Raw genomic sequence first — 23,852 nt, forward strand, 5'->3', positions numbered from 1 at the left:
CGTCGCAGCAAGCGACGGGGCCTTCGTGCTGTCCGGCGCGACGATCACCGCGATCACGTTTTCTTCACGATCGCCACGAAAACTCTTGTTCTGAACCCGTCACTTCTGCCTATGGTGATCGCCGCGCCCGGCGGAGCTGACCACTCCACTGGACGGGCGCGACGACAGGCGACCGGGGGGACACCGTCGCCACGGGGAGAGACAGACCGTTCGTCATGCCGCGAGCCGGCTCCTCACGCATGCCCTGCCGCACGGGCGACCCCCGGTTGCCCGGCATGCGATGAAGGGATGCCTCTTGCGCCCCAGACGAGGGTTCATCACACCCGGATCACCACGGTCCGGACCACTTCGCTCCGCCCTGACCACGGCTGTGACGACCGCCGTGGCGGTGGCCCTGGTCGGCGGTCTCGCCGTCCAGCCGGACCTGCTGGGCCGGTACGCGGCGGACGACATGGCCCCGGTGGCCGACAGCTACGACGGATTCGACGCCAAGGCCGCCGAACAGCTCCGGCAGGACCAGTGCCTGCTGACCGAGGTGCTGCGGATGGGCGGGCCCACCATGTCCGCCGTCGCGCAGGACGGGCTGAACCAGACCCCGGACAAGCTGCACACCGCGGCCGACCGCGCGTACTGGAACGACACCCCGCTGTCCACGACGTTCCAGCAGGACCGCGACGCCGCCTCCAAGGAGGGCACGGCGCTGCACGACCACGTCCGGGACTGGAGCATCTCCGGTCTGTCCACGCCCGGCGGCTTCGACTCGGGCGTCGACTTCGAGTGGCCGCCGGGGCTCGGCGGCGACGAACGGCCGAACTTCTTCCAGCAGACCGGCCTGTCCAAGTGGATCTGGGAGCAGTTCTGGAAGTCCGAGGGCGACTTCTACCGTGATCCGACCCCGAAGGCCGACGAGGCCACCGTCAACGCGGTCAAGGACCTCGGCACCCCGCTCTACGGCACGTCCCCCGACCCGTCGCTGCCCAGTTCGCAGTGGCAGCAGGCGTACGCCGAGCACCAGGCCTGGGACGACCTGGTCAACTGGTCCATGGAGCCGACCGGCGAGGACAACGCCCGGCTCTTCCTCTCCTTCGGCGGCTTCCCGCGCACCGCGCCCGAGCCGGGCAGCGTCGAGTACCGCATCGCCGTGGAGGACCTGAAGAGCCGGTTCGCCTCCTGCGCCTGGCGCACCCCGGTCGACCCGAACAAGGTCCTCGGCAAGGAGGTCGCCACCGCGTCCGCCGAGTGGCAGCAGGAGATCACCGCCCAGGCCGCCCAGCGCAACCAGATCCTGACCGCGAGCGCGGCGGCCACCAAGGCCCTCGCGGCCGGCTCCAAGGCGCTGGGCGAGATGCTGGGCCAGTCCTGGCGGGCCGACCACCTGGTCCGCTGGCAGGACTGGTGGTCGGCGGGCGGCCCCGGCTGGATCGGCGACAGCCCGGTCGTCGTGCACGCCAAGGGCGCGCCCGACCAGTGCCTCGACGTCGCCGGCGGCAAGAAGGACAACGGCACGGCCGTGCAGATCTACACCTGCAACGGCTCCGCCGCCCAGAAGTGGCAGGTCCGAAGCGGCGCGCTGGTCAACGTCAACTCCGGCAAGTGCCTGGACGTGAAGGGCTCCGGCACCGCCAACGGCACGGTCGTGCAGATCTACACCTGCAACGGCTCCGCCGCCCAGACGTGGGAGTACAACACCCACGCGACCACCCGCCTGTTCCACCCGGGCACCGCCAACTGCTTCGACCTGGCGACCTACGACAAGGGCCGGGACGGCCGGATGTGGGACTGCACCGGCAAGGACCCGCAGAAGTTCGACATCGTCCCGTCCGGTCACAACGGCACGGACAAGCTGGACTACCCGACCAAGGCCCAGTTCGACAAGGCGAAGAAGGGCGTCGCGGACGCCCAGGCCGAGGCGAAGAAGCAGCTCGACGTGCTGAAGGCGCAGGCCGCCGCCGCGAAGAAGTCCGCCACGGACACGGACACCGCCACGCAGGCCGCCTACGCCGTCGCCGACAGGGCGGGCGCCCCGCGCGGCCGCGGTCTGCTCGTCGGCCGGCAGAAGGCACAGGTCACCAAGGCCACGTCGGCCGCGCTCGAGGCGCTGGCCAAGGCCGGTGACACGGCGTACGCCGCGACCAGGGCCGCCGCCGGCGACAGCGCGACCATCGCCGCCCGCGCCCTGACCCAGGCCGCCCAGTCGAAGGCGGCGTTCCGTACCGCCGCCGCGAACGAGGCCCGCGCCCAGGCGAAGGCCGCCGCCGACGCCGCCGCCGTACAGGCACAGAACGCCAAGGCCGCCCGTGACCTGGCGAAGTCCAAGCTCGCCGAGACGCAGAAGGCGGAGGCCGACGCCAAGGCCGCGGCCTCCACCGCGCACGCCAAGCGGCTCGCGGCTCAGGCGGAGGAGGCCACGGCGAAGGCGGAGAAGGAGACCGCCGCCGCCAAGCAGGCCGAGGCCGCCCAGCACAAGAAGAACGCGCAGGGCTATGCGACGGCGGCCGGCGAGGCCAAGGGCCGGGCGGAGAGCGCCGAGTCCACCGCCCGCACCAAGCGACAGGACGCCGAGGCCGCCCGGGACCGGGCGAAGGGCAAGCGCGACGACGCCTGGGACGCCGAGAGCAAGGCGAACGCCGCCCGCGCCAAGGCCGACGCCAAGGACGCCTACGCCGAGGCCCACGACTCGGACTCCGACGCCAAGCAGTCCCGCGCCGCGGCGGACGAGGCGGACCAGGCCGCCGACGACGCGGAGTCGGCGGCGACGTCGGCCCGCGCCGAGGCGAACGCCGCGACGCGGGCCGCGGCCGACGCGGACGCCGCCGCCACGCGTGCCGAGGCCGCGGCGAAGCGGGCCCGTGCCGCTTCCGACGAGGCCCAGGCCGCCAAGCTGAAGGCGGACGCCGCCGTCCGCACGGCGACCAGCGCGGCCGCGGACGCCATCAAGGCGTCCCAGACCGCCGCCTCCGCCGCCCGCACCGCCGTCGCCCTCGCCGACGAGGCGGAGAAGAAGGCGGCCGACGCCAAGGCCCAGGCCGACGCGGCGAAGGCCGAGGCCGCCAAGGCGGTCGCGGGAGCGGCCGACGCGGCCGGTCACGCCTACACCACCGCGCAGGCCGCGGAGGACGCCGGCGCATCGGCACAGCAGGTGGCCGCTCCGGCCAACGACGCGGTCCAGCTCGGCTCCCCGTACGTCAGCACGGACTCCGCCGCCGGTCTCGTCGTCCTGTCGGGCCAGTCGGCGAAGACGATCGCCGAACAGCAGCAGGCCGTGGCCGAGGCGCACGCCGTCAACGCCCAGAAGAACGCCGAGCAGGCGGCGAGCCTGGCCAACGCGGCGACCGGTGACGCCAAGGCCGCGTACACGCTGGCCGCGGAGGCCGCCGGGTTCGCGGCGAACGCCCGCAAGTCGGCGAAGGAGGCGCTGGGTTACGCCGCCGAGGCGGCCCGGTACGCGGCGGACGCGCAAGGCTCACTGGCCCGCACCATCGAGTACGACCGGCAGGCCGGCGTCGACGCGGCCGCCGCGGACAAGGCGGCGGGCCGGGCCGAGGGCTACGCGACCGAGGCCCGCTCCTCCGCCGACCAGGCGGCCCTGGACGCGGAGGCCGCCCGCGCGGCGGCGTCGCAGGCCGAGCAGGCGGCGAAGGACGCCCGCGCGGCGGCCGACCGCGCCGACGCCGAGGCCACCCTGGCCGAACAGGCGGCGAAGGACGCCCAGGAGTACGCGGACTCCGCGCAGCAGGCGGCCGACTCGGCCGAGCGCAAGGAAGCGAACGGGCAGGTCGCCTCGGGCGCCGGAACCGGCGTCAACGGTGTCTTCTACGTCATCGAGAAGATGACCGACGCGGCACCGGCCAAGCAGCTCAACCCGTGCGACTACACGCTGCAGGGCTGCACGGTGACGTACGAGCTGCACCTCGACATCACGGTCAGCTACTACTTCTGCACCAACCCCGACGTCCCCGCCACCGAGTCCGGCTGCCCGGCGGAGGACACGGTCTTCCTCAAGACGGAGGTCATCAGGAACCAGAAGCAGGAGTGGACCCACCACTTCACCGCCGGTGAGATCACCCGGCTCGGCTGGCAGGCCCTCTTCGGCGACACCCTCGGCGCGGTCCTGTACGAGGTCGTGCTGGGCGACGCCGTCCGCTGCTACCACGGCGACAAGGCCGGCTGCGCCTGGTTCGCGTCCAACTTCATCCCGGGCAAGGTGTTCACGAAGGCCGCCGAGGCGATCCGCGCGCTCGACGCCGCCATGAAGACCGGCATCGGGGTCGCCGACGCGTTCAAGGCGCTGAAGGCCCTGGACGTGGACCCGCAGACGCTGGCCCAGATCGAGCGGAGCGTGAAGGCCTACGAGGACGCGCGCACGGCCTGCAGGATCAACAGCTTCCCCGGCGGCACCGAGGTGGTCCTGGCCGACGGACGCCGCAAGGCGATCCGTGACGTGCGGTTCGGCGACCTGCTCCTGGCCACCGACCCGGTCACCGGTGACACCCGGGCCGAGCCGGTCACCCGCACGTTCGCGCACCCCACCGAGGATCTGCTGGACATCACGCTGGCGGACGGCGGACGGCTGACGAGCACACCGGGCCACCGCTTCTACGTCCCCGGCCGGGACTGGACCCTCGCGTCCGACCTGCGCGCCGGTGACAGCGTGCGCACCTCCGACGGAACGCTCCGCGCGGTGACGGCGGTGCGCGACCGCGTCGTCCCGGCGCCCCGGACGGTCTACGACCTGACGGTGTCCGGCCTGCACACGTTCTACGCCGTGGCGGGGAGCACCCCGGTCCTGGTCCACAACTGCAACGACATCGTGCTCGACGAGAGAAGCTTCCCCGGCCTGGCGCACACCCTCTCGGACCATGTACGGCCCGACCGGGCGGCGGCCGAGGCCAAGGCGGCCGAGAAGACGGCGAAGTACGGCCGGGACACGCCGAACAGTGTGTGGGTGAGCGAGGCCAAGGCCCAGGAGGTCGTCGACGCCGCCCTGGCCGACAAGGCGAGCATGATCAGCAACTGGCTCAGAGGCTCCAAGAACGAACTGGAGTGGACGGGGACCTTCGGGCCGAAGAGCGACTCCCTCGGCAAGGTGTACTACGCGGACGGAAGGGCCCCGACCGCGGCGGGCAACACCTACTACATCAAGCTGGTGAGGGCGCCGAAGGTGAAGGGGCAGCCGAAACACCCCCGGGGTTACTACGTGCAGACCTGCTACCCGAAGTAACCCGAAGTGAGGAGGAGACACGCGGTGCAGCGATTCACCGAGTTCGGTTTCGGCGTGCCCTGGGTGATGGGCTTCTTCCACCAGGACTGGATTTACGACGGGCCCACGGCCGCCGACGTCGTGGCGAAACACCTGGCGGAGGAGAGCGTCGAGGAGACCCTGGCGGTCCGCCGGGACGCCCGCGTCCTCGCCGACAGCCTGTCCTCGGAGAAGCTCGAGGTGCTGTGGACCGCCGGAGCGCAGTACATGCCGGGCTTCGTGGGGATCACGGGAGCCCAGTGGACGCGGACGGTCGTCGGTCTGTGTGACGCGAGGCTCTCCACGGAGGCGGACGTCCGTCCCCTCACCGGCGCCGACATCGAGGACGGCCCCTCCCAGCGGGACGCGGTCGTCGCCGAGATCGAGCGGGCGGAGTTCCTGGCCCCCGAGGTGCGCGAGGCGCTCGTCGACTGCGCCCGTGACGGCACTGCGGACCTGGCGTTCCGGGTGCTGCTGAGCGCCGTGGAGCACGCTCCCGGCGCGACGCTGTCCCCCGATCAGTACCGCAGGATGGAGACCATCGGGTCGGCCCTCCACTACGGCGAGTTCGTGGTGGACCGGGTCCGGTTCCTGGTGGAACAGCCCTGACCGCGAGACCGGGGCCCGCACTCGGACGAGTGCGGGCCCCGGTCTCATGCGCTCCTCGGTGCCGTACTCGCCCGCCCCGTCAGCCGTGGCTGCAGCAGGGTCGCCTCGGGTACGGCCCCGCCGCCGAGCTTCTCCATCAGCAGCTCCACCGCCCGCGTGCCGACCTCGGCGGACGGCAGGGCGACGGAGGTGATCCGGAGGGACTCGGCCAGCTCGTCCGGGCAGATCGCCGTGACCGACAGGTCGCCGGGTACCCGCAGGCCGAGCTGTGCGAAGGCGTCGATCAGCGGTTCCAGGACCGCCTCGTTGTGGACGACCACCCCCGTCAGCGCCGGCTGCTCCCGCAGCAGCCGCTCCGCCACCCGCCGCGCCGCCGCCGGGGTCGCCTCGCAGGGGTGGACGGCCGAGGCCAGACCGCCCCGGTCGGCGGCGGCGGTGAAGCCCTGCACCACGCGCTGCGCGAACGCCGTACCCCGCACATACACCTCCGGCGGCGACCCGACGAGCGCCACCACCCGGTGCCCGAGCTGTGCCAGATGCTCCACGCACCGCTCGCCCGCCCTGCGGAAGTCGAGGTCGATGCAGGTCAGCCCGGCCGCCTCCTTCGGGAACCCGATCATCACGGACGGCCGGTCCAGGGAGCGCAGCAACGGCAGCCGGGGGTCGTGGAGCTGGACGTCCATCAGGATCAGGGCGTCGACGAGGGCGGTGTCGGCGACCCGCCGCAGCCCGTCCTCGCCCTCCTCCTGGGTGAGGAGCAGCACGTCGTGGTCGTGGCGCCGCGCCGCCGTCACCACCGACACGGCGAACTGCATGACGACCGGGACGTGGATGCCGGCCCGCAGGGGGACGACCAGGGCCAGCACGTTGGAGCGGCTGCTCGCCAGGGCGCGGGCGCCGGCGTGCGGGCGGTAGCCCAGCTCGCGGGCGGCGGCCTCGACGCGCTGCCGGGTCTCCGCCGAGATCGGGCGCTTGCCGCTGAGCGCGTACGACACCGTGCTGGGGGAGACCCCGGCCCGCCGCGCCACATCGGTGATCTTCACCATCGGCCCGGCTCCGGAACGTCCAGGGTCAGGAAACCCGTTCCCGTCTCCGCCCGCGCCACCGCGTCCCCCGCCGCCAGCGCCCAGGGCGCCGACGGGTCGCTCGCCGACGCCCGCAGCGTGTCCCCTTCCCGTACGACGGTGAAGGTCACGTCCCCGACCCGTACCGTCACCCGCGCCCCGCGCTCCAGGCCGTACGCCCGCAGGGTCACCCCGTCGGCGTGCGGATAGTCGGGCCGGTCGGCGTGCGCGCCCACCGGGAGGACCGCGCCCGGCCGCACCAGCAGCGGCAGGCTGCGGAACCCGTGCCGTTCGCGCACCCAGCGCGGGCCGGTCACCGTGCGCCCGGTGAGGTAGTGGGTCCAGGTGCCCTCCGGGACGTAGTACGAGACGTCCCCCTCGTCGCTGAAGACGGGGGCCACCAGCAGGTCCGGGCCGAGCATGTACTGGTGCTCCAGGTGCGCGCACCCGGGGTCGTCCGGGAACTCCAGCACCATCGCCCGCATCACCGGCAGCCCTTCCTCGTGGGCGACGCGCGCGACGTCGTAGAGGTAGGGCATCAGGCGCAGTTTCAGACGGGTGAAGTGGCGAAGGACGTCCACCGACTCGTCGTCGAACAGCCAGGGCACGCGGTACGAGGAGCTGCCGTGCAGCCGGCTGTGGGAGGAGAGCAGGCCGAAGGCCAGCCAGCGTTTGAAGAGGGACGGGGTCGGTGTGCCCTCGAAGCCGCCGATGTCGTGGCTCCAGAACCCGAAGCCGGACAGGCCCAGCGACAGCCCGCCCCGCAGGGACTCCGCCATCGACGCGTAGGTGGCCTCGCAGTCGCCGCCCCAGTGGACGGGGAACCGCTGGCCGCCGGTGGTCGCCGAGCGGGCGAAGACGACGGCCTCCCCTTCGCCGCGGTGCTTGCGCAGCACCTCGAACACCGTGCGGTTGTAGAGGTACGTGTAGTAGTTGTGCATCCGCTCCGGGTCGGAGCCGTCGGACCACTCCACGTCGACGGGCACCCGCTCGCCGAAGTCGGTCTTGAAGCAGTCGACGCCCTGCGCGAGCAGCGCCTCCAGCTTGGACGCGTACCAGTCGCGGGCGGCGGGGCTGGTGAAGTCGACCAGGGCCATGCCCGGCTGCCACAGGTCCCACTGCCACACGCTTCCGTCGGGCCGGCGCAGCAGGTGGCCGAGGGCCATGCCCTCCGCGAACAGCGGGGAGCGCTGGGCGATGTACGGGTTGATCCACACGCAGATGTGCAGGCCCTTGGCCTTCAGCCGGGCCAACATGCCCTCCGGGTCGGGGAACACCCGTGGGTCCCACCGGAAGTCGCACCACTGGAACTCGCGCATCCAGAAGCAGTCGAAGTGGAAGACGGAGAGCGGCAGTTCGCGCTCCCGCATGCCCTCGATGAACGAGGTCACCGTCTCCTCGTCGTAGGAGGTGGTGAACGACGTCGACAGCCACAGGCCGAAGGACCAGGCGGGCGGGAGCGCCGGCCGCCCGGTGAGGGCCGTGTACCTGCGCAGGATGTCCTTGGGGGTCGGGCCGTGGATGACGTAGTACGTCAGCTCCTGGGTCTCGGCGCTGAACTGGACCCGGGACACCGTCTCCGAGCCGACCTCGAAGGAGACCTTGCCGGGGTGGTCGACGAAGACGCCGTAGCCGGCGTCGGTGAGGTAGAAGGGCACGTTCTTGTAGGCCTGTTCGGTGGCCGTGCCGCCGTCGGCGTTCCAGATGTCGACGACCTGGCCGTTCCTGACCAGCGGGCCGAAGCGTTCACCGAGACCGTAGACGCGGGTGCCCACGCCCAGGTCGAGCTGTTCCCGCAGGTAGTGGCCGTCGGTGGCGGTGTCCCGCAGGATGCCGATGCCCTTGGGGCCGCTGGAGGTGAGGGTGCGGCCGTGGGCGAGGAACTCCACGTGCCAGGGGCCGGAGCGGGCGAAACGGACCGACAGCGCGCCCGAGGTCAGGGTGGTGTGCCGGTCGTCGTGGGAGAGCTGAGGGGAGGGTCCGGTGCGGGCGAGTTCGAACTCCGGCTCGTGTCGGCGTCCGCCCGTGAAGTGGGTGAGGGTCAGGCCGATGACGTCCGGCATCGGCGTGTGCGCGGTGATCGTCACGACCGGTCCCGTCATCAGGTCGCCGCGGCCGCGGACGGGCCGGGTCGGCGCGTGGATCTCCAGGGCGCCGTCCGACTCGGTGGCGTCGAGGACCTCGGCCGGGTGGGCCGCGGTGACGCCCTCGCGCAGCAGCCAGTAACCGTCGGAGAACTTCATGGGGTGGGGGGTCTCCTTACTTGACGGCGCCCACCGCGATGCCGCGGGTGAGCGTGCGCTGGAAGACGAGGAAGAAGACGAGGGCGGGCAGTACGCCCAGCAGGGCGGCCGCGTTGGTCATCGTGGCGTCCATCAGCCGCTGGCCCTGGAGGACGCCGAGCGCCACGGACACCGTCTGGTTGTCGTTGGAGATCAGCATGACCAGCGGGAGCAGGAACTCGTTCCAGGTCCAGACGAAGAAGAAGACGAGGAGGACGCCGAGGGTGGGGCGGCTGACCGGCACGACGATCCGCCACAGCACCTGCCACTTGTTCGCGCCGTCGATGCGGGCCGCCTCGAGGATCTCCCGGGGGAACTGCCCGAGCACCGAGGACAGGAGATACGTGCCGAACGCCGCCTGGACCACCGTGAAGACGATGATCACGCTCAGCCGGGTGTCGTAGAGGCCCGCCTGCTTGCTCAGGAAGTACACGGGGTAGACGAGCGCCTCCTGCGGCAGCATGTTCGCCAGGACGAAGAAGGCCAGCACCCAGGTGCGGCCCCTGATCCTTCCGATGCCGATCGCGTACGCGTTCAGGACGGAGAGGATCACGGCCCCCACCGCCACCGAGCCGCTGATCAGGACCGAGTTGATCAGCTTCTGGCTGTAGTCGACCCGTTGCCAGAAGTCCTTCAGGCCGTCCAGGTAGAGGCCGTCGGGCAGGCTCAGCGGGCCGTCCTGCGCGTACTCGGCGGGGGACTTGACCGCGTTCACCGCGACGATCAGGAATGGCACGACCATGAAGAGGGCCGCGACGGCAAGGGCCAGCAGCACGGTGTGACGGCGCAGGGCGGTCATATGTCCTCCGCGCGGTTCTGCAGCTTCAGTCCGAGTACGGCGAGGGCGAGGATGATCACGGTCAGCACGGTGGAGACGGCGGCGCCGTAGCCGACCTGGGTCTTCTCGAAGAAGGTGGTGAAGGAGAAGTAGGACGGGACGTCCGTCGCGCCGCCCGGGCCGCCCTTCGTCAGGACGTACACCGCGCCGAACACCTTCAGCGCGGCGATCGTGCACCAGGTCAGGACGACGTACGTCTCCGGCCTCAGCTGCGGCAGCGTGACGTGCCGGAAGCGGCGCCACCAGCCGGCGCCGTCCAGTTCGGCCGCCTCGTGCAGGTGCGGGTCGATACGGCCGAGCCCGGCCATGAAGACGACCAGCGGGAAGCCGAGCTGGACCCAGACCAGGACGGCCATCACGGTGTACAGCGCGAGGTCCGGGTCGCCGAGCCAGTCCTGTTGCCAGGCGCCGAGCCCGATCGCTTTCAGCAGGGCGTTGAGGGTGCCGCCGTCCGGGGCGAGGATCCAGCTCCAGACGATGCCCGCGACCGCGACCGGCAGCACCTGGGGGAGGTAGAAGCAGGCGCGCAGGACCGCCGCGATCTTGCTGCCGAAGTGTTTTCCGATGTAGTCGAACAGGGCGGCGGCCAGGACGAGCCCGAGTGCCGTGGGGATCGCCGCCATCGCGACGACCATGAAGAGGCTGTGCCGGAAGGACGCCCAGAACGCGGAATCGTGCGCCAGCTCCCGGTAGTTGTCGAGTCCGGACCACTCGGGGCGGCCCACGCCCTGCCAGTCGGTGAAGCCGACGGCGGTGTTCATCAGGAACGGCACGATCACGACCGCGAGGAAGGCCAGGGCGCCGGGGAGGAGGAACACCGCATGGGAGCCCGCATGGGAGCCCGCATGGGAGCCCGCGGGGGAGCCGCGCCTCATTGCTGCGGCACGCCCTTGTCGTACGCCTTCTGCAACGCGTCCAGGTAGGCGTCCGGCTTCTCGCTGCCGGTGATCAGCTTCTGCGTCTCGGACACGAGGACGTCGTAGAAGCCGGGGACCGGCCAGTCCGGGTAGAAGGCCAGACCGTCCCGGCCGGACAGGGTGTCGAAGTGGGCGATGAGCTCCTTGGCCTTCGGGTCGGTGACGGCGGCGGTGTCCGCGGCGACCGGTACGCCGCCCTTCTCGCCGAGCAGGTTCTGGATCCGCTTCGACAGGGTGATGTCGATGAAGTCGTAGGCCAGCTCCTTGTTGCCGGCGCTCTTGGGGACGACCCAGAGGTTTCCGCCGGAGCCGAGGGTGAGGTCGGAGCCGGGCCACAGGGTGGTGCCCCAGTCGAACGCGGCCTCGTCCTGGAAGCGGCCGTACCACCAGCTGCCGGAGAACAGGATCGGCGCCTTGCCCTGGAGGAACGAGACACCGGCGTCCTCGGCCTTGGCACTGGTGGACTTCTTACCGATGTACCCCTTCTTCACCCAGTCGGCGAAGGTCTCGGCCGCGTACGTCCAGGCCGCGTCGTGGAAGTCGGCCTTGCCCTGGTACAGCTCGTAGGAGTCCACCCAGGAGCGGTCGGCCTTCGACAGCGCCAGCTGGTACAGGTACTGCTGGGCGGGGTATTCGGCGCCCGCGTTGGCGAGCGGGGTGACATCGTTTTCCACGAACGTGTCCATCGCCGCGACCAGGTCGTCGAACGTCCTCGGCTCGGGCACCTCGTACTTCGCGAACAGGTCCTTGTTGACGTAGACCATCGTGTACTCGGCGTAGTTCGTCACGCCGTACCACTTGCCGGAGCCCATGACCCCGTCCGTGTCGTACTGGCTGGTGGTGCGCACACCCGGACTCAGCAGCTTGTCCCAGCCGCGTTCGGCCGCCTCGGCGGTCAGGTCGGTGAGCAGCCCCTGCTTCGAGAGCAGGCCCGCCGTCGCGTTGCCCTTGTTGTACTCCATGAGGTCCGGCGCGTCGGAGGAGTTGAGGACCATGGGGGCGGTCTTCTGGATCTGCTCGAAGCTCTTCTCCTCGAACTTCACCTTCACGCCCGGGTGCGTGGCCTCGAACTCCTTGATCGCCTCCGTCCAGGCCGCACCCATCGCACTGTTCGGGGCCTCGTAGTGCCACAGCCGCAGGGTCTTCGCGTCGGACGAGCCACCGCCCGAGCCACCGCAGGAGGCCAGCAGCAGGGCACCCGCCAGGGCCGCCGCCGCGCTCGCCGTCGCACGCCTTCTTGCCGTCAACATCCTGTGCCTCCGGGGAGTTCTGATGGTTCTCCGGGCAGGAACAGCCGTCACGCGGTGTTCGACGAGGTCGTCGAATCGATTCGATGCGTGACGTCGAAGCGCTTCGACGGGGGAAGGTAGGGGGCGGGTGTGACGCGCGTCAATGGGGCGTACGGGAATCGGCCGGTGGTGTGTGCGCGACGCGGGCTCCGGCGTCTGGGTGAGTGGGGCCCGCGTCGGGAGTGTGTCTACTCGACGACGGTGAAGAGGTCGTCGGCGGTGGCGGCGTGGACGGCGCGCTCGGACCAGAGGGTGAGCTGGTCGAGATCGGTGCAGGCCTCGACGCGGGCGCGTACCTGATCGGGGATGTCGATGCCGCGCCAGCGCAGGATGTTCAGGACCATGTCGGCCCGCTCCTGGATCCGACCCTCCTCCCGTCCCTCTTCTCGTCCCTCTTCCCGGCCTTCCTCGGCCCACGGGTGCCGCCAGAAGTACTGCATCGCCGTCATCATGTCCCTCCACATCTGCCGGGCCTGGGCGTCCGCCAGGCACGAGTCGACGAACTGTGCGAGCACCACGGCGGTGTCGCGGTCCAGGGTCCGCAGGGCGGCTTCCAGCGATTCCAGTATCGCCGGAGCCTTCCGCCCACGGCCGTGTGTCATGGCCGAGAGCACCGCAAGGGATGGATCCTCTCGGGCCTCCCGCTCGGTCGCGATGAGCGGCACGTTCTCCGGGCCGAGCACGAACGGCCGGACCGCCAGCGACGGCATACCACGTACGCCGAGGTGGATGGGCCGGGCCGCCCAGCGGGCCGTGGCACGCCTCTGCGTGACGACGATCAGGACCGGCTCACAGCGGTACTTCTCGTGGAGAAAGCTGAGGTAGTACGGCCAGCTGCCGCGCTTACGGTCGTCCGGCTCGCTCTGCGACTCCACGACCAGGAGGTAGGCGCCCTCGTCGGTCTCGGCCCGCAGCAGCGTGTCCACGCGGCGCTCGATGGGCTCGATCTCGGTGAGATCGACGTTCATGCCCGCGAAGTCACGCGGCTCCGGGAAGGGGACGTGCAGCACCTGCTGGAGCGCGCGGGTGAGGAGCGCGGGGTCCTTCTGGAAGATGCGGTGCAGCGCCTCGTGCGACGAGGTGACCATCAGCTCTCCTGTCTTTCTGCCTGACGTGATCAACGAGCTACGCCGCGGGAAGTTCGCACCACACGAGCTTGCCCCGGTGCCCGAGCCGGGACAGCGGCTGCCATCCCCACAGGTCGGCGCAGGCCCGTACGAGGGCGAAGCCGCGACCGCTCTCGGCGCCTTCCAGTTCCATGAAGTCGCCTGGGGGCTCAGGGGGTTCGGGGTCGGCGTCCCAGGCTCCGATCTGCAGGACGCCGTCCCGGTGACGGATGCGGAGGCAGGCGGGGCCTTTCGTGTGCAATACGGCGTTGGAGACCAGCTCGGAGGCGAGGAGCTCGGCGGTCTCCGTGAGGTGGGTGAGGCCGTGGAGGGCGAGGATCAGGCGGAGGGTGTGGCGGGAGACCGTGACCGCTCTGAGGTCGGTGGGGATGTACAGGGAGTACTCCCAGGAGTCGGGAGCGGGGGTGGTTTCGGGCATGGGACAGCTCCGATCAGGTGAAGGCGTGAGGGGGCGGTGGCAGTGCCGCAGCCGGCATGGCATGGCGGGGTGGTGCGCTTCCGCTGCGTGAGCGTTACATCACCGACGGTAGACCTAACTTTTTAAGTTTTGCAAGCGGCTCCCGTAATCTAGCCCCGAACGAGTCGCGCTCATCGGCGCGTTGAGAGGAGCGTGCGATGGCACTCAGGCAGGAGCCGACGGCACGTCAAATGCGGCTGGCCACCGAGCTGCGCCGACTCCGGGACGCCGCCGGCCTGACCTCTCGCGAGGCGGCGGCACTACTCGGCGTGAGCGCCCCGCAGGTCAGCCAGATCGAGGCGGGCCTCACGGGTGTGAGCGAGAAGCGGCTGCGCCGCATGGCGGCCCACTACGCGTGCACGGACGAGGAGTTCATCGACGCCTTGGTTGCCCTGGCGACCGACCGGACGCGCGGCTGGTGGGAGGAGTACCGGGGGCTGTTGCCCACGGCGTTTCTGGACCTCGCCGAGTTGGAGCACCACGCCGTGTCTCTGCGTGAGTCCCAGTTCCTCTATGTTCCGGGCCCTCTTCAGACGGAGGACTATGCCCGTGCCGTCTTCGCCTTCAGAGTGCCTGAACTTCCGCTGGATGAACTGGAGTTGCGGGTCCGTCACCGCATGGCACGCAAGGCCGTTCTCGACCGCCCGACCCCACCCCCCTATGAGGCGGTCGTGCATGAGGCGGCGTTGCGCATCATGGTCGGCGACCGCTCCGCCTCACGAGCCCAACTACTGCACCTGCTCGAACTCTCCGACGCGGCCCACATCACCATCCGGGTCATCCCTTTCGAACTGGAGGGGTTCGCCGGTGCCGCCAGCGCCATGGCACATGCCGAGGGACCCGTTCCCAAGCTGGACACCGTGGTACGCGATGGTCCGCAGGGTGCGGCTTTCGTCGACTCCGAAGCCCAACTCCAAGCCTTTCGAACGCTCTTCCGTAAAGTGGAAGCCGTGTCGCTTGCCGCCGACCGGTCGCGCGACTTCATCCACAGGCTGGCGAAGGAGTTGTGAGGCGCCTCATGGACACCTCGGGCAAGTGGCAGAAGTCGTCGTACTCCGGCCCCGGGGATGGTGACTCCTGCCTCGAACTCGCCTCCACCCCCAGCACTCTCCACCTTCGCGAGTCGGACGACCCCACCACCGTCCTCACCACGACCCTCATCGCCCTGGCGAACCTCCTGGAAGGTATACGCACAGGGTCTGCGTGAGGGCCCAGAACCGGCGGTGCCGCGTCCTGATCTGGTCCCGGGCGGGCGTCTGGGGTCGCCTGCACGAAGCCGTCTTGCACCGGCTCGACGACGCCGGCCTGATCGACGTCACCCGCGTCGTCCTCAACACCGCCCACGTCAGGGCGAAAAAGGGGGCGAACGCACGGGTCCGAGCCCAGTGGACCGCGGCAAGCCGGGTTCCAAGATGCACATCCTGTCGGACGCGAACGGACTGCCCCTTCTCGTCGGCGTCTCGGCCGGCAACACCCACGACAGCGAAGGGCTTGAAGCCGATGATCGAGGGTCACCAAACGAGACACGACCCTCACCGCGGCCGCTACTTCAAGCCCCAGCGCCTGCACGCGGACAAAGCCTACGACCGCGCCGACCTGCGGAAATGGTTACGCGGTAAGCGCATCGGAGTCCGGATCGCACGCAAAGGCATCGAGTCCAGCGAACGCTTGGGCCGCCGCAGGTGGGTGATCGAACGCATGATGGCCTGGCTGTCCGGCTACCGCAGGCTCAGCCCCCGCTACGAACGGAATCCGCGCAACTACCTGGCCTTTCTCGGACTCCCCGCCGCTATCTGCTGCTACAAACGACTCGTCCGCCTCACCACGTAGGACACGGTCTTACTGGATCACCACCAGGGGCCCACGAGACGGAGACAGATCTACTTCGAACTACCCAACCGTGACGGTAATTCTAAATGGCACGCCCCAGTCTTCATGCTTGAAGTTAAGCGCAATTACTCCAGAACGAGCCGGCCACAGCGCGACCATTACTGCGTCGACATCCCTCGGAAACCCCTCATCACCATATGAGCCAACAAAGGCAGCGGCTCCGAAAGTGGAGGCGCAGCGAGCAAGGATCCGCTCAAACTTGTCCTCAAACTCGACAGTAAGGCGCTCTTCGCTATCGGGATCTTCCGGGTCCGGCAGCACCACATCAACTGCCACTTCCAGGAAGGAGTTCAACCCGCGCCCGTATTGAACTGCACCAATTTCTCCGTTCCGCCATTCACGATGAAGACCCCTCGCCCCAGGAGGCTGTTCAAGCCAACCAGATTCCCTGAGGCGATCTTCCAGTGAGGCGCTTGAGTCGAAATTCGCAATCTGGGCGAACTTCACCAATGCCGCCTGTGCCGTGAATTCAGCCATCTGGACCCATCACATCCCGTCGCCTGGCACATGGAAGACTCCCAAAATTCCGCTCTGCATCTCGGATGGGAACCATTCCCTAAGGACGGCACGCGTGTAGTTCGCGCCAGCCTCGTTGGATACAGCGTAGCGTACTCCACCGCCGCCAATCTCGCTGTTCAAGGCCAGCAGGCGCCTTGCTTGATCGACAAATTTAGACTCGTCGAAGTAGTTGCTCGGGTGATACGGCGATGACTCGAAAGCCGCATTGTTTCGCCCCATCCACTTCGCCTCCACCACGATTGGGCTAGGCCCACCGTCGACCTGAGTGATACGGCCATTCACGCGCCACACTTCTTCATGGCTGCGACCCGTTACATGTTCTTGATACGCCTTCCATGGCCCTGCTTTCGAGGGCAGATTCTGATTGCGCACAAACTCCGCATCGCCGGTTGGGCAGGAGTCGTTGTGAACGAGGACGGGTACCGACCCTGCGAGGACGTAGTACGTGTGCAGGACGCTGACCGTCAGGTTGTGGACCGTGGCCGACAGAGTCGTCCAGCGTTCGACCGCGGTGATCTGGACCAGGGTGCCGGCGCTGGTGCGCAGCCACTCGCCCGCCTTGAGGTCGGTGGCGTCGATCCAGTCGTCGAGTTCCGGGACCCAGAAGGGGTGCTTGTCGGTCGCGGTGACCTCGGCTGTCTTCGAGCCTTTCTTCCCGTCGACGTCGATGGTGACCTTGACCAGGTGCTTGACGCCTTGGCCCTTGATCTCGGCGGTGACCGTCTCCGTGCGGGTCTCGCCTGTCTCGGGGTCGGTGGCCAGGACCTTGTCGCCGGCCTTGACGTCCTTGATCGCCTTGGTGGAGCCGTCGGCCATCAGGACCTTGGTCTCCGGCGCGAAGCTGTTACAGCTGCCGCCGCCCGAGTCCTCCTTGCCCGACCCGTTGCGCGAGCCGCCGGACTTGTTCTCCGCCTTGCCGCCGCCCGACGACCCCTTGTGCTGGGCCTGCGTACGCGCCTTGACCTGGACCGGGTTGCCCCGGGCGCCCTTCGAGCCCGTATGCGCCTTCTTCTTCGCCGCCTCGGCAGCGCGCTTGGCGGCTTCTCTGGCCTTGCGTTTGGCTTCTGCAGCAGCGGCTTCCGCCGCCTTCTTGGCCTTGATGAGTGCGGCCTTGGCCGCCTTCGCCGCCTTCATGCCGATCTCGGCCGCGCGTTTGGCCGCCTTGAATGCCTTGACCGCGCTCATGGTGCCCTTGAAGGCGCGCCACATCTTCTTGCCCTTGGAGAAGACGCTGGTCCACGGGATGGCGTCCATCAACAGGCTGCCGCAGGCCCACAGGTCGCCCTGGGTGAAGCAGCCGACGACGTCGTTCCAGCCGATGAACTCCTTGAAGACGGCCCAGCCGGTGGCGAGGATCACGTCGCCGATGGAGCGGTTCAGGGTCTTCTGGTACTCGGCGATCTTCGCGTCCAGTGCGGCGATCGAGGCGTCGAAGCTGGAGGCGGAGGACGTCAGACCCGACGGGTCCGAGTGCGTCACCGGGTTGTTGTTGGCGTACGAGTAGCCGTTCGCCTGGAGCGGGTCGCTGTCGTCCAGGACCGGGTCCGCCGAGATGAAGCGGCCCGTGCCTGGGTCGTACTCGCGGGCGCCCATGTGGACGAGGCCTGTTTCGACGTCGTCGTCGCCGGTGTGGAAAGCGGTTTTGGTGCGCATGGGCATGCTGATCGCCCGGTCCTCGCCCCAGGGGTCCTTCTTCTGCGCGCGGACCTGCATGCCGCCGTCGAGGCGGACCTCCGCCAGCGGGGTGCCGTTGAGGTCGGTGGCCTGGGCGAACACGTGCTCGCTGACACCGGCCGTGTTGTTGGTGCCCTAGCGGAAGCGGGTCACGGACGGGCCGCCGATGCCGGCGTAGGTGCGCTCGACGTAGCGGACCTTGCCGGCCGTGGTCAGGGAGACCTGTGTCGGGCAGGTTCAGCACTGCGCCGGCGCTGGTGCGCTCCAGCAGGCGGTTGCCCATGGCGTCGTAGACGTACGTCGTCTTGGACGCGGGCTTGAACATTGGCCCGCCACGGTCGAGTTGCAGGCGGCCAGGGTGAGGTCGGTGCTGACCGTGGACGCCGGTGCCGCGAGGCACAGGCCGGTGGAGACGTGCTTGATCTGGCCGGCGCTCAGGGTCTGCCAGCGCTGCGCCGCGACCGTGTTGTCACAGGCCTGGATCAGCGCTGCCGCCCGGCCGCCGTGCCGTTGGGCTGGATCCAGGAACGCGGGGTCCTCCTGGAAGATGCGGTGCAGCGCCTCGTGCGACGGGGAGACCGTTTACGCGGCTCCCAGTTCGCACCACACGAGCTTGCCGGGCAGTCCGAGGCGGGAGAGGGGCTGCCATCCCCACAGGTCGGAGCAGGCCCGTACGAGGGCGAAGCCTCGGCCGCTCTCGGCGTCTTCCAGTTCCGTGAAGTCGCCCGGGGGGTCCGGGGGTTCGGGGTCGGCGTCCCAGGCGCCGATCTGCAGGACGCCGACGCGGTGGCGGACGCGGAGGCAGGCGGGGCCCTTGGTGTGCAGTACGGCGTTGGAGACCAGCTCACAGGCGAGGAGCTCGGCGGTGTCGGTGAGGTGGGCGAGGTCGTGGAGGGTGAGGATCAGGCGGAGGGTGCGGCGGGAGACCGTGACCGCTCTGGGGTCGGTGGGGATGTAGAGGGAGTACTCCCAGGAGTCGGGAGCGGGGGCGGTTTCGGGCATGGGGCAGCTCCGTTCGGGTGAAGGGGTTCGAGGGGCGGTGGCAGTGCCGCAGCCGTCATGGCAGGACGGGGCGGTGCGCTTCCGTTGCGTGAGGTTCGGGTCACTGACAGTAGGGCCACATTTTGGGACTGCGCAAGTCGCTGCCGTAGCCTGCTATCCGAACGAGTTCAAGGAGGAAGCCGTGGCCCGCAGAAGGCAGGTGACCGCACGTCAGGAACGCTTGGGTGCTGAGCTGCGAAAACTGCGTGAAGCCGCTGGACTCAAAGGGCGCGAGGCCGCCGCGCTGCTCGGCACGGACTCAGCGCAGGTGAGCCAGATCGAGTTCGGCACGGCAGGCGTCAGCGAGACGCGCGTACGACAGCTCGCGGCCCATTACTCGTGCACGGACACCGAGTTGGTCGAGGCACTGGTGGCCATGGCGACCGATCGCACCCGGGGCTGGTGGGAGGAGTACCAGGGCCTGTTGCCTGCGTCGTTCCTGGACCTTGCCGAGTTGGAACACCACGCCACATACCGGCTCGATGTCGAGTTCCTGCATGTCCCTGGGCTTTTCCAGACGGAGGACTACGCCCGGGCCGTCTTCTCGTACCGTGTGCCCAAACTGCCGCATGGTGACCTGGAGTTGCGGGTCCGGCACCGGATGGCGCGCAAGGCGATCATCACGGGCTCGGCGCCCGCCCCCTACACAGCGGTGATCCACGAGGCTGCCCTGCGCATCCGGGTCGGCGACCGTGCCGTCATGCGCGCTCAGCTCGGCCGCATCCTCGAGTTCTCCGCCGAGGAGCACATCACCGTGCGCGTCGTCCCCTTCGACCTGGACGGATTCGGTGGCGCCACGAACGCGATGATGTACGTGGGTGGAGCCGTACCGAAGCTGGACACGGCTCTTCGCGACGGACCTCAAGGAGCGGGCTTCATCGACTCCGAGGCGCAACTCGGCGCCTTTCGAACGCTCTTCCATATGGTGGAGTCCGTATCACTCGCCCCCGACCGATCGCGTGACTTCATGCACCGGTTGGCGAAGGAACTGTGAGAGGCGCCATGAGGACCCCCGACAACTGGCAGAAATCCTCCTTCTCCGGCAGCGGCGACGGCAACAACTGCCTCGAACTCGCCGGCACCCCCACCGCCACCCTCCACCTCCGCGAAAGCGACACCCCGGCCACGATCCTCACGACCACCCCCGGCGCCCTCGCGCTCCTCCTGGAAGGGATACGCGCCCGCTCCGGTCAGTGAGGTCCGGGGCCTCCGCCCGGCCCCGTCATCGCTTCAGTCGGCTGATCACCAGCTCACGGGACCGGTGAATCTCCTCGCCCACAATATCGGCCAATTCTTCGGCCGCAGCCGCCCGGTCGAGGGCGTCGACGGCGCGGGCATCCGGCCAGTTCGCCAGGTCGATCACAGCCTGGCACCGGAAGTCGAAGCCTTCTGACGCGTCCAGCAGGATGTCCGACAGTCGCTGCGCGCGAACGTCCCATGGAAGATCACCGGTCTCTGTCAGCCCCTCTCGAAAGACCAGAGGTGGCCTGTAGGCGTGTGCTTCAACGTAATGCAGCACCATCATCGGGGCCGAATAGCTCTCACCGTTCCGCAAGTAGTACCTGAATTCTCCCGTGCCCTGATATGCGGATTCCTCCGGACAGAATTCGCATTCATGGACTCCGAGCATCACGCTGCCCAAGCGCTGTGACGCCGTCTTCAGCCGAGTGAGTTCAGCGGCTGTCACAGGGGGCTCTCCGCTGCCCTGCACCCCGTGCTCACGCCCCAGCCAACCGATGCAGCGAAGGGCGAGAGGAAAGCGGGCGTACTCATACGGTGACAGATCGAGGTACTCCACCGACACTCCTCGTGATCACGCACCGGGGGGGTGCCACCGAAGCGGCACCCCCCGAAACCTGGCAACTCAGGGCTGCGATCCTATGCCGGACATGAGAGCTTCATCGTCTGAGGCTCCGGCAGGCGGCCCAGTGCGTTCTGCCCATATCCGCCTGCAGCAGGTCGCTGAGCAGCGTTCGCTCCTCCATGACGGTCGCTCCGTCGCGGAAGGGTGTCGGTGATCAGGCGGCCACCGCCGACCGCCGGGGTCTGGGTCTGGCGCTCACGGCCCAGCCCGTCGTAGATGGTCGTGGACTTCTCGTAGACCGCCTTGTCGCCGTCGTAGCCCCCGGTCGGGTTGTCCGAGAGCGACTGTCGGGCCGTGCCTGCTCGCGCATGACGTCGACCGATACACGGTCAGCACGGGTTTCACAGGCGCCGGCGTTCTCGCCCGAGCCACCACGGCACAGGAGGCAGTGGCGGCCGCCGCCCGCCATGTGCCACGCGGCCTTGGGCCTGTCACGTCCGGGGAACTCGACGAGGCGAATCAGCGGGGACGGGAGGCGTGAGCGTCTGCGGACCTTTGGGAAGACGTTCTGATCCCGGCCCTAAATCCCCAGGGCATCGGCGAAGGCCGAGAAGGTGGGCATCACTGTGCGCCACTCGCACTGGCGGGGGTTCGTCCAGAAGTCGCTGCCCACTACGCGAGGGTCGGCGGGATCGGTGCGGTAGTCGAGAGCGAGGGCGACGTCGTCACCGGGCCGGCGGTTGACGGCTATGAGGATGGCCAGATCGGCGTCCAGCCAGGGCAGTTCGACCGGCCCCTGTCGCTCACTGCCTCGCACCTCGCGGAAGAGCTCGGAGGAGCGCGGATCGTCGGCGAACATGTCCAGAGACCGGGATTCCCGAGTCATCTGGTCCGTACTCGGAAGGAAGTCCAGCGGATCCTCGAACCACGGGACAAGCCTCGCCAGCTCCGTGTCCCCGGGGTGGCGCCAGCGGCCTTGGGCGAGCAGTGACGCCAACCGGGCGGGCAGGGCATGCCCCCGGACCATGGAAGGAGACACGCTCTAGCCCTCCTTGCCGCTCTGCCACCGCTCGAACACAGGAACAGGCTCCCAGAACTCCGAGGGAAAGAACGGGCAGTTCAACGTCCGGTCGAGCAAGCCCCGTACGACGTCCGGGGACGGCTTCTCGATCAGCAGCAGCCTCAGTTGACCCGCCTCGACGATGACCGTGGGCCACTCGTCAGGCGCCCCCGACGGGATCCAGAACAACGAGTCCGCGTTGTCGGTCGATCCCCACTGGATCACGTCCGCAGGGGTAGCCCCGAAGCCCGCCAGCACGGAGCGCAGCTCGGGGATCTTCTTCCGCGAAAGCATCTCGGACGCCCTGCGACTGCACGTCTGGATGTCGAGCCAGACGTTGGCACATCCGTCCTCGTTGATCCAGAGGAAGTCGTTGAAGCAGCCAGGTCCGTACAGCTCCAGCATCGCGGCGTGACCGGGAGGGACCGCCAAGGAGCCGTCGGCCGTGGGGACGTGGGCAGTTGAAGGGGGCGGACACAGGTGAGCCAGGAACGCCAGTGTGTTCATGGGCTACCTACCCGTTTCTCGGCTGTTCGCTCCGGGCGCGCGGCTTCGAACTCAACCCACGCTTCGTAGGCCACGAGCATCAACTCGAAGGGGGCTTTGCCGCGTTCGTACTGCTGAAATCCCCGGCGGGGCTCGTGACTTGCCATCCACATTTGGAACCGCGCATGTTCGGCCATGTACTGCGCGGCGAGTTCGACCACGTCGTTTCCGACGAGGTTGCTGCCAATGACCTGCACACCGAGGTTCAAGGAAGGCGATGCCATCGGGGCGTACAGCGTAGCCGGGACCTGGCTGGACGGTTGCGGAGCTCTCAGCCAATCCCATTCGCCCGCCACCACAACCCCCTTCGCTCACCCCTCGCCAGCGGCAACCAGCCGTTCAGGAACCCGGGGCCACGGGCGGTACCCGGTCCGGGCACAGGGGGGAGTGCGTCGTACCGGGCGAGAAACCCCTCTGTGAAGTCGTCGTCGCGCCACCGGTCCCGCCGGAGAGCTCCGGCGGGACCGGTGGCCGATGGAGGACTGGATCAACGCGGCGTGCTCTTCCGGAAAACACGCCGAACGGCGGATCGAACAACGGGAGGGTCGCCTCGACCACGTCCAGCGCGAGATCGCACAGCACCGCGCCCTGTGCCGCCTTCAGGCGATCGGCATACGGTTCGACCTTCCGGTCCCACAGCTCCTCACACTTGGAACAGGGCGTAGAAGTCGCCGTGATCAAGGAACCCCTCGGCCACGCCCACATCGGCGTCACCGTCCGTGCTGCAGTTCCGCCTTGACGTCCTTGATCGCCTTGGCGGAGCCATCAGCCATCAGAACCCTGGTGTCCGGCGTGAATCTGTTACAGCTGCCACCGCCGTCCGAGTGCAATCCGAGCCAGACGGAAGCGCGATGGGCCTCGCCCGGCATGTGCCGAGCGAGGCCCATCATTCACCTGGGCTAACGAACTTGCCATTCGCTTTGCGGGACGGGATCTTCCGAAACGTCCCCGCAGCGATCGGCCCATTCACTCGAAACGAAAACCGGACGGCTCAGCACCACATCATCCACACGCTGGGCCCGCACAATAACACCCACCGCATCGGAGGAGAAATCACCGTGCTGGTTATAGGTCACCATCCGGTCGCGCGCTTCCAGATAGTCAATGAAATTGTCTTCCAGTTCGGACGGCACACGTCCCACCAGCCGAATCCCGTCCAGAATTACCTGCGGCCCATTGCGTGCATCGATCGCGACACAGGCCAGCACATCGGATAGGTCGTAATACGTCGATACCACCGAGGACGGAACCATAGGTGCCGCATCCGGGACGTCAAACACGACTCCACCGCTCGATCCAGTGGTGCTGCCTGTCCGGAAAGCCCTCACCGCGACCCCGCGCAGAGCCTCTTCCACCTCGTCACGGGTCATCCCGAAGCGAAGAGGACCTATTGCCTCGAACGGACTCACAGACCATTGAGCCCGGTCGGCCTCGCTGAGCGCTCCACATCGCACCGCCACGGTGATCATTTTCCCTTCTCCGATGTGGGCGCCATC

At 68.8% G+C, this 23,852-nt stretch carries 24 protein-coding genes; 8 read left to right on the forward strand and 16 right to left on the reverse strand.

All coding sequences use genetic code 11. From position 1 onward, the window contains the following. The first annotated feature begins 280 nt into the window (after window positions 1-280). Both ACIRF9_RS00250 and ACIRF9_RS00255 read left to right on the forward strand, forming a co-directional pair. The gene (locus tag ACIRF9_RS00250) at window positions 281-5,221 is read left to right on the forward strand and encodes a ricin-type beta-trefoil lectin domain protein (RefSeq protein WP_403813989.1); all 4,941 of its coding nucleotides are present in this window, start codon (window positions 281-283) and stop codon (window positions 5,219-5,221) included. A gap of 24 nt (window positions 5,222-5,245) precedes the next feature. After that, window positions 5,246-5,848 (forward strand): contact-dependent growth inhibition system immunity protein, encoded by a 603-nt coding sequence (locus ACIRF9_RS00255; protein ID WP_403813992.1) that lies wholly within the window; start codon window positions 5,246-5,248, stop codon window positions 5,846-5,848. Window positions 5,849-5,892: 44 nt separating this feature from the next. Here the strand turns inward: ACIRF9_RS00255 and ACIRF9_RS00260 are convergent, their stop codons facing one another. The 7 genes from ACIRF9_RS00260 to ACIRF9_RS00290 form a co-directional block, all read right to left on the reverse strand. Next, window positions 5,893-6,894: a LacI family DNA-binding transcriptional regulator gene (locus ACIRF9_RS00260; protein WP_403813995.1), complete on the reverse strand. Its 1,002-nt coding sequence runs from the start codon at window positions 6,892-6,894 to the stop codon at window positions 5,893-5,895. After that, window positions 6,888-9,155 carry an alpha-xylosidase gene (yicI, locus tag ACIRF9_RS00265; protein WP_403813997.1) on the reverse strand — a complete coding sequence of 756 codons (2,268 nt, stop codon included), beginning with the start codon at window positions 9,153-9,155 and terminating at the stop codon, window positions 6,888-6,890. The genes ACIRF9_RS00260 and yicI overlap by 7 nt, the downstream gene beginning before the upstream one ends. A 16-nt stretch (window positions 9,156-9,171) precedes the next feature. Further along, window positions 9,172-9,993, reverse strand: a complete 822-nt coding sequence (locus ACIRF9_RS00270) for a carbohydrate ABC transporter permease (protein WP_403814000.1) — start codon at window positions 9,991-9,993, stop codon at window positions 9,172-9,174. Beyond that, complete coding sequence (locus tag ACIRF9_RS00275; RefSeq protein WP_403814003.1) at window positions 9,990-10,907, reverse strand: carbohydrate ABC transporter permease; 918 nt, start codon at window positions 10,905-10,907, stop codon at window positions 9,990-9,992. The genes ACIRF9_RS00270 and ACIRF9_RS00275 overlap by 4 nt, the downstream gene beginning before the upstream one ends. Next, window positions 10,904-12,199 carry an ABC transporter substrate-binding protein gene (locus ACIRF9_RS00280; protein WP_403814006.1) on the reverse strand — a complete coding sequence of 432 codons (1,296 nt, stop codon included), beginning with the start codon at window positions 12,197-12,199 and terminating at the stop codon, window positions 10,904-10,906. The genes ACIRF9_RS00275 and ACIRF9_RS00280 overlap by 4 nt, the downstream gene beginning before the upstream one ends. Before the next feature lie 227 nt (window positions 12,200-12,426). Beyond that, window positions 12,427-13,326 carry a hypothetical protein gene (locus ACIRF9_RS00285; RefSeq protein ID WP_403814009.1) on the reverse strand — a complete coding sequence of 300 codons (900 nt, stop codon included), beginning with the start codon at window positions 13,324-13,326 and terminating at the stop codon, window positions 12,427-12,429. 37 nt (window positions 13,327-13,363) lie between these two features. Further along, entirely contained in the window at window positions 13,364-13,783 is a 420-nt protein-coding gene (locus ACIRF9_RS00290; RefSeq protein ID WP_403814012.1) for an ATP-binding protein, read from the reverse strand. Window positions 13,784-13,980: 197 nt separating this feature from the next. Between ACIRF9_RS00290 and ACIRF9_RS00295 the strand changes: the two genes are divergently transcribed. The 3 genes from ACIRF9_RS00295 to ACIRF9_RS00305 are packed head-to-tail and all read left to right on the forward strand — an operon-like array spanning window position 13,981 to window position 15,652. Next, window positions 13,981-14,832 (forward strand): helix-turn-helix domain-containing protein, encoded by an 852-nt coding sequence (locus ACIRF9_RS00295; RefSeq protein ID WP_403814015.1) that lies wholly within the window; start codon window positions 13,981-13,983, stop codon window positions 14,830-14,832. Window positions 14,833-14,840: 8 nt separating this feature from the next. Then, window positions 14,841-15,029, forward strand: a complete 189-nt coding sequence (locus tag ACIRF9_RS00300) for a DUF397 domain-containing protein (protein ID WP_403814017.1) — start codon at window positions 14,841-14,843, stop codon at window positions 15,027-15,029. Further along, window positions 15,026-15,652: a transposase gene (locus ACIRF9_RS00305; RefSeq protein ID WP_403814020.1), complete on the forward strand. Its 627-nt coding sequence runs from the start codon at window positions 15,026-15,028 to the stop codon at window positions 15,650-15,652. Before ACIRF9_RS00300 ends, ACIRF9_RS00305 begins: the two co-directional genes overlap by 4 nt. 60 nt (window positions 15,653-15,712) lie before the next feature. On the opposite strand, the gene ACIRF9_RS00310 is transcribed toward ACIRF9_RS00305, so the two are convergent. The 4 genes from ACIRF9_RS00310 to ACIRF9_RS00325 form a co-directional block, all read right to left on the reverse strand. Then, window positions 15,713-16,189 carry a hypothetical protein gene (locus ACIRF9_RS00310; protein WP_403814023.1) on the reverse strand — a complete coding sequence of 159 codons (477 nt, stop codon included), beginning with the start codon at window positions 16,187-16,189 and terminating at the stop codon, window positions 15,713-15,715. 9 nt (window positions 16,190-16,198) lie between these two features. Then, a complete protein-coding gene (locus ACIRF9_RS00315) occupies window positions 16,199-18,007 on the reverse strand; it encodes a polymorphic toxin-type HINT domain-containing protein (RefSeq protein ID WP_403814026.1) in 1,809 nt (602 codons plus the stop codon). Window positions 18,008-18,142: 135 nt separating this feature from the next. After that, on the reverse strand, window positions 18,143-18,463 hold the full coding sequence (locus ACIRF9_RS00320; protein WP_403816033.1) for a ricin-type beta-trefoil lectin domain protein: 321 nt from the start codon (window positions 18,461-18,463) through the stop codon (window positions 18,143-18,145). A 24-nt stretch (window positions 18,464-18,487) separates the two neighbouring features. After that, on the reverse strand, window positions 18,488-18,907 hold the full coding sequence (locus tag ACIRF9_RS00325; protein WP_403814029.1) for an ATP-binding protein: 420 nt from the start codon (window positions 18,905-18,907) through the stop codon (window positions 18,488-18,490). 181 nt (window positions 18,908-19,088) lie between these two features. Here ACIRF9_RS00325 and ACIRF9_RS00330 point away from each other — a divergent pair, with 181 nt between their 5' ends. After that, window positions 19,089-19,940 (forward strand): helix-turn-helix domain-containing protein, encoded by an 852-nt coding sequence (locus ACIRF9_RS00330; protein WP_403816036.1) that lies wholly within the window; start codon window positions 19,089-19,091, stop codon window positions 19,938-19,940. A gap of 8 nt (window positions 19,941-19,948) precedes the next feature. Further along, window positions 19,949-20,143: a DUF397 domain-containing protein gene (locus tag ACIRF9_RS00335; protein WP_403814031.1), complete on the forward strand. Its 195-nt coding sequence runs from the start codon at window positions 19,949-19,951 to the stop codon at window positions 20,141-20,143. A gap of 25 nt (window positions 20,144-20,168) precedes the next feature. Here ACIRF9_RS00335 and ACIRF9_RS00340 read toward each other — a convergent pair whose 3' ends face one another. Continuing rightward, on the reverse strand, window positions 20,169-20,744 hold the full coding sequence (locus ACIRF9_RS00340) for a hypothetical protein (protein ID WP_403814034.1): 576 nt from the start codon (window positions 20,742-20,744) through the stop codon (window positions 20,169-20,171). Between the two features lie 364 nt (window positions 20,745-21,108). On the opposite strand from ACIRF9_RS00340, the gene ACIRF9_RS00345 reads away from it, so the two are divergent. After that, window positions 21,109-21,291, forward strand: a complete 183-nt coding sequence (locus tag ACIRF9_RS00345) for a DUF6193 family natural product biosynthesis protein (protein ID WP_403816038.1) — start codon at window positions 21,109-21,111, stop codon at window positions 21,289-21,291. A 39-nt stretch (window positions 21,292-21,330) separates the two neighbouring features. On the opposite strand, the gene ACIRF9_RS00350 is transcribed toward ACIRF9_RS00345, so the two are convergent. The 4 genes from ACIRF9_RS00350 to ACIRF9_RS00365 form a co-directional block, all read right to left on the reverse strand. Beyond that, a complete protein-coding gene (locus ACIRF9_RS00350) occupies window positions 21,331-21,789 on the reverse strand; it encodes a hypothetical protein (RefSeq protein ID WP_403814036.1) in 459 nt (152 codons plus the stop codon). A gap of 3 nt (window positions 21,790-21,792) precedes the next feature. Continuing rightward, window positions 21,793-22,242, reverse strand: coding sequence for a hypothetical protein (locus ACIRF9_RS00355; protein ID WP_403814038.1), 450 nt, complete (start codon window positions 22,240-22,242; stop codon window positions 21,793-21,795). 71 nt (window positions 22,243-22,313) lie between these two features. After that, window positions 22,314-22,580 (reverse strand): hypothetical protein, encoded by a 267-nt coding sequence (locus ACIRF9_RS00360; protein ID WP_403814041.1) that lies wholly within the window; start codon window positions 22,578-22,580, stop codon window positions 22,314-22,316. A gap of 675 nt (window positions 22,581-23,255) precedes the next feature. Then, entirely contained in the window at window positions 23,256-23,825 is a 570-nt protein-coding gene (locus tag ACIRF9_RS00365) for a hypothetical protein (RefSeq protein WP_403814043.1), read from the reverse strand. Window positions 23,826-23,852: the final 27 nt, after the last annotated feature.

This window comes from Streptomyces sp. NPDC096132 (assembly GCF_044763345.1).
Classification (GTDB): domain Bacteria; phylum Actinomycetota; class Actinomycetes; order Streptomycetales; family Streptomycetaceae; genus Streptomyces.

Excerpts from the sequence above, each read along its gene's own strand:
- ACIRF9_RS00250 (WP_403813989.1), top strand. The coding sequence starts at position 281 with ATGAAGGGATGCCTCTTGCGCCCCAGACGAGGGTTCATCACACCCGGA.
- ACIRF9_RS00260 (WP_403813995.1), bottom strand. The coding sequence starts at position 6,894 with ATGGTGAAGATCACCGATGTGGCGCGGCGGGCCGGGGTCTCCCCCAGC.
- yicI (WP_403813997.1), bottom strand. The coding sequence starts at position 9,155 with ATGAAGTTCTCCGACGGTTACTGGCTGCTGCGCGAGGGCGTCACCGCG.
- ACIRF9_RS00270 (WP_403814000.1), bottom strand. The coding sequence starts at position 9,993 with ATGACCGCCCTGCGCCGTCACACCGTGCTGCTGGCCCTTGCCGTCGCG.
- ACIRF9_RS00275 (WP_403814003.1), bottom strand. The coding sequence starts at position 10,907 with ATGAGGCGCGGCTCCCCCGCGGGCTCCCATGCGGGCTCCCATGCGGGC.
- ACIRF9_RS00280 (WP_403814006.1), bottom strand. The coding sequence starts at position 12,199 with ATGTTGACGGCAAGAAGGCGTGCGACGGCGAGCGCGGCGGCGGCCCTG.
- ACIRF9_RS00285 (WP_403814009.1), bottom strand. The coding sequence starts at position 13,326 with ATGGTCACCTCGTCGCACGAGGCGCTGCACCGCATCTTCCAGAAGGAC.
- ACIRF9_RS00290 (WP_403814012.1), bottom strand. The coding sequence starts at position 13,783 with ATGCCCGAAACCACCCCCGCTCCCGACTCCTGGGAGTACTCCCTGTAC.
- ACIRF9_RS00295 (WP_403814015.1), top strand. The coding sequence starts at position 13,981 with ATGGCACTCAGGCAGGAGCCGACGGCACGTCAAATGCGGCTGGCCACC.
- ACIRF9_RS00300 (WP_403814017.1), top strand. The coding sequence starts at position 14,841 with ATGGACACCTCGGGCAAGTGGCAGAAGTCGTCGTACTCCGGCCCCGGG.
- ACIRF9_RS00310 (WP_403814023.1), bottom strand. The coding sequence starts at position 16,189 with ATGGCTGAATTCACGGCACAGGCGGCATTGGTGAAGTTCGCCCAGATT.
- ACIRF9_RS00325 (WP_403814029.1), bottom strand. The coding sequence starts at position 18,907 with ATGCCCGAAACCGCCCCCGCTCCCGACTCCTGGGAGTACTCCCTCTAC.
- ACIRF9_RS00335 (WP_403814031.1), top strand. The coding sequence starts at position 19,949 with ATGAGGACCCCCGACAACTGGCAGAAATCCTCCTTCTCCGGCAGCGGC.
- ACIRF9_RS00360 (WP_403814041.1), bottom strand. The coding sequence starts at position 22,580 with ATGGCATCGCCTTCCTTGAACCTCGGTGTGCAGGTCATTGGCAGCAAC.
- ACIRF9_RS00365 (WP_403814043.1), bottom strand. The coding sequence starts at position 23,825 with ATGATCACCGTGGCGGTGCGATGTGGAGCGCTCAGCGAGGCCGACCGG.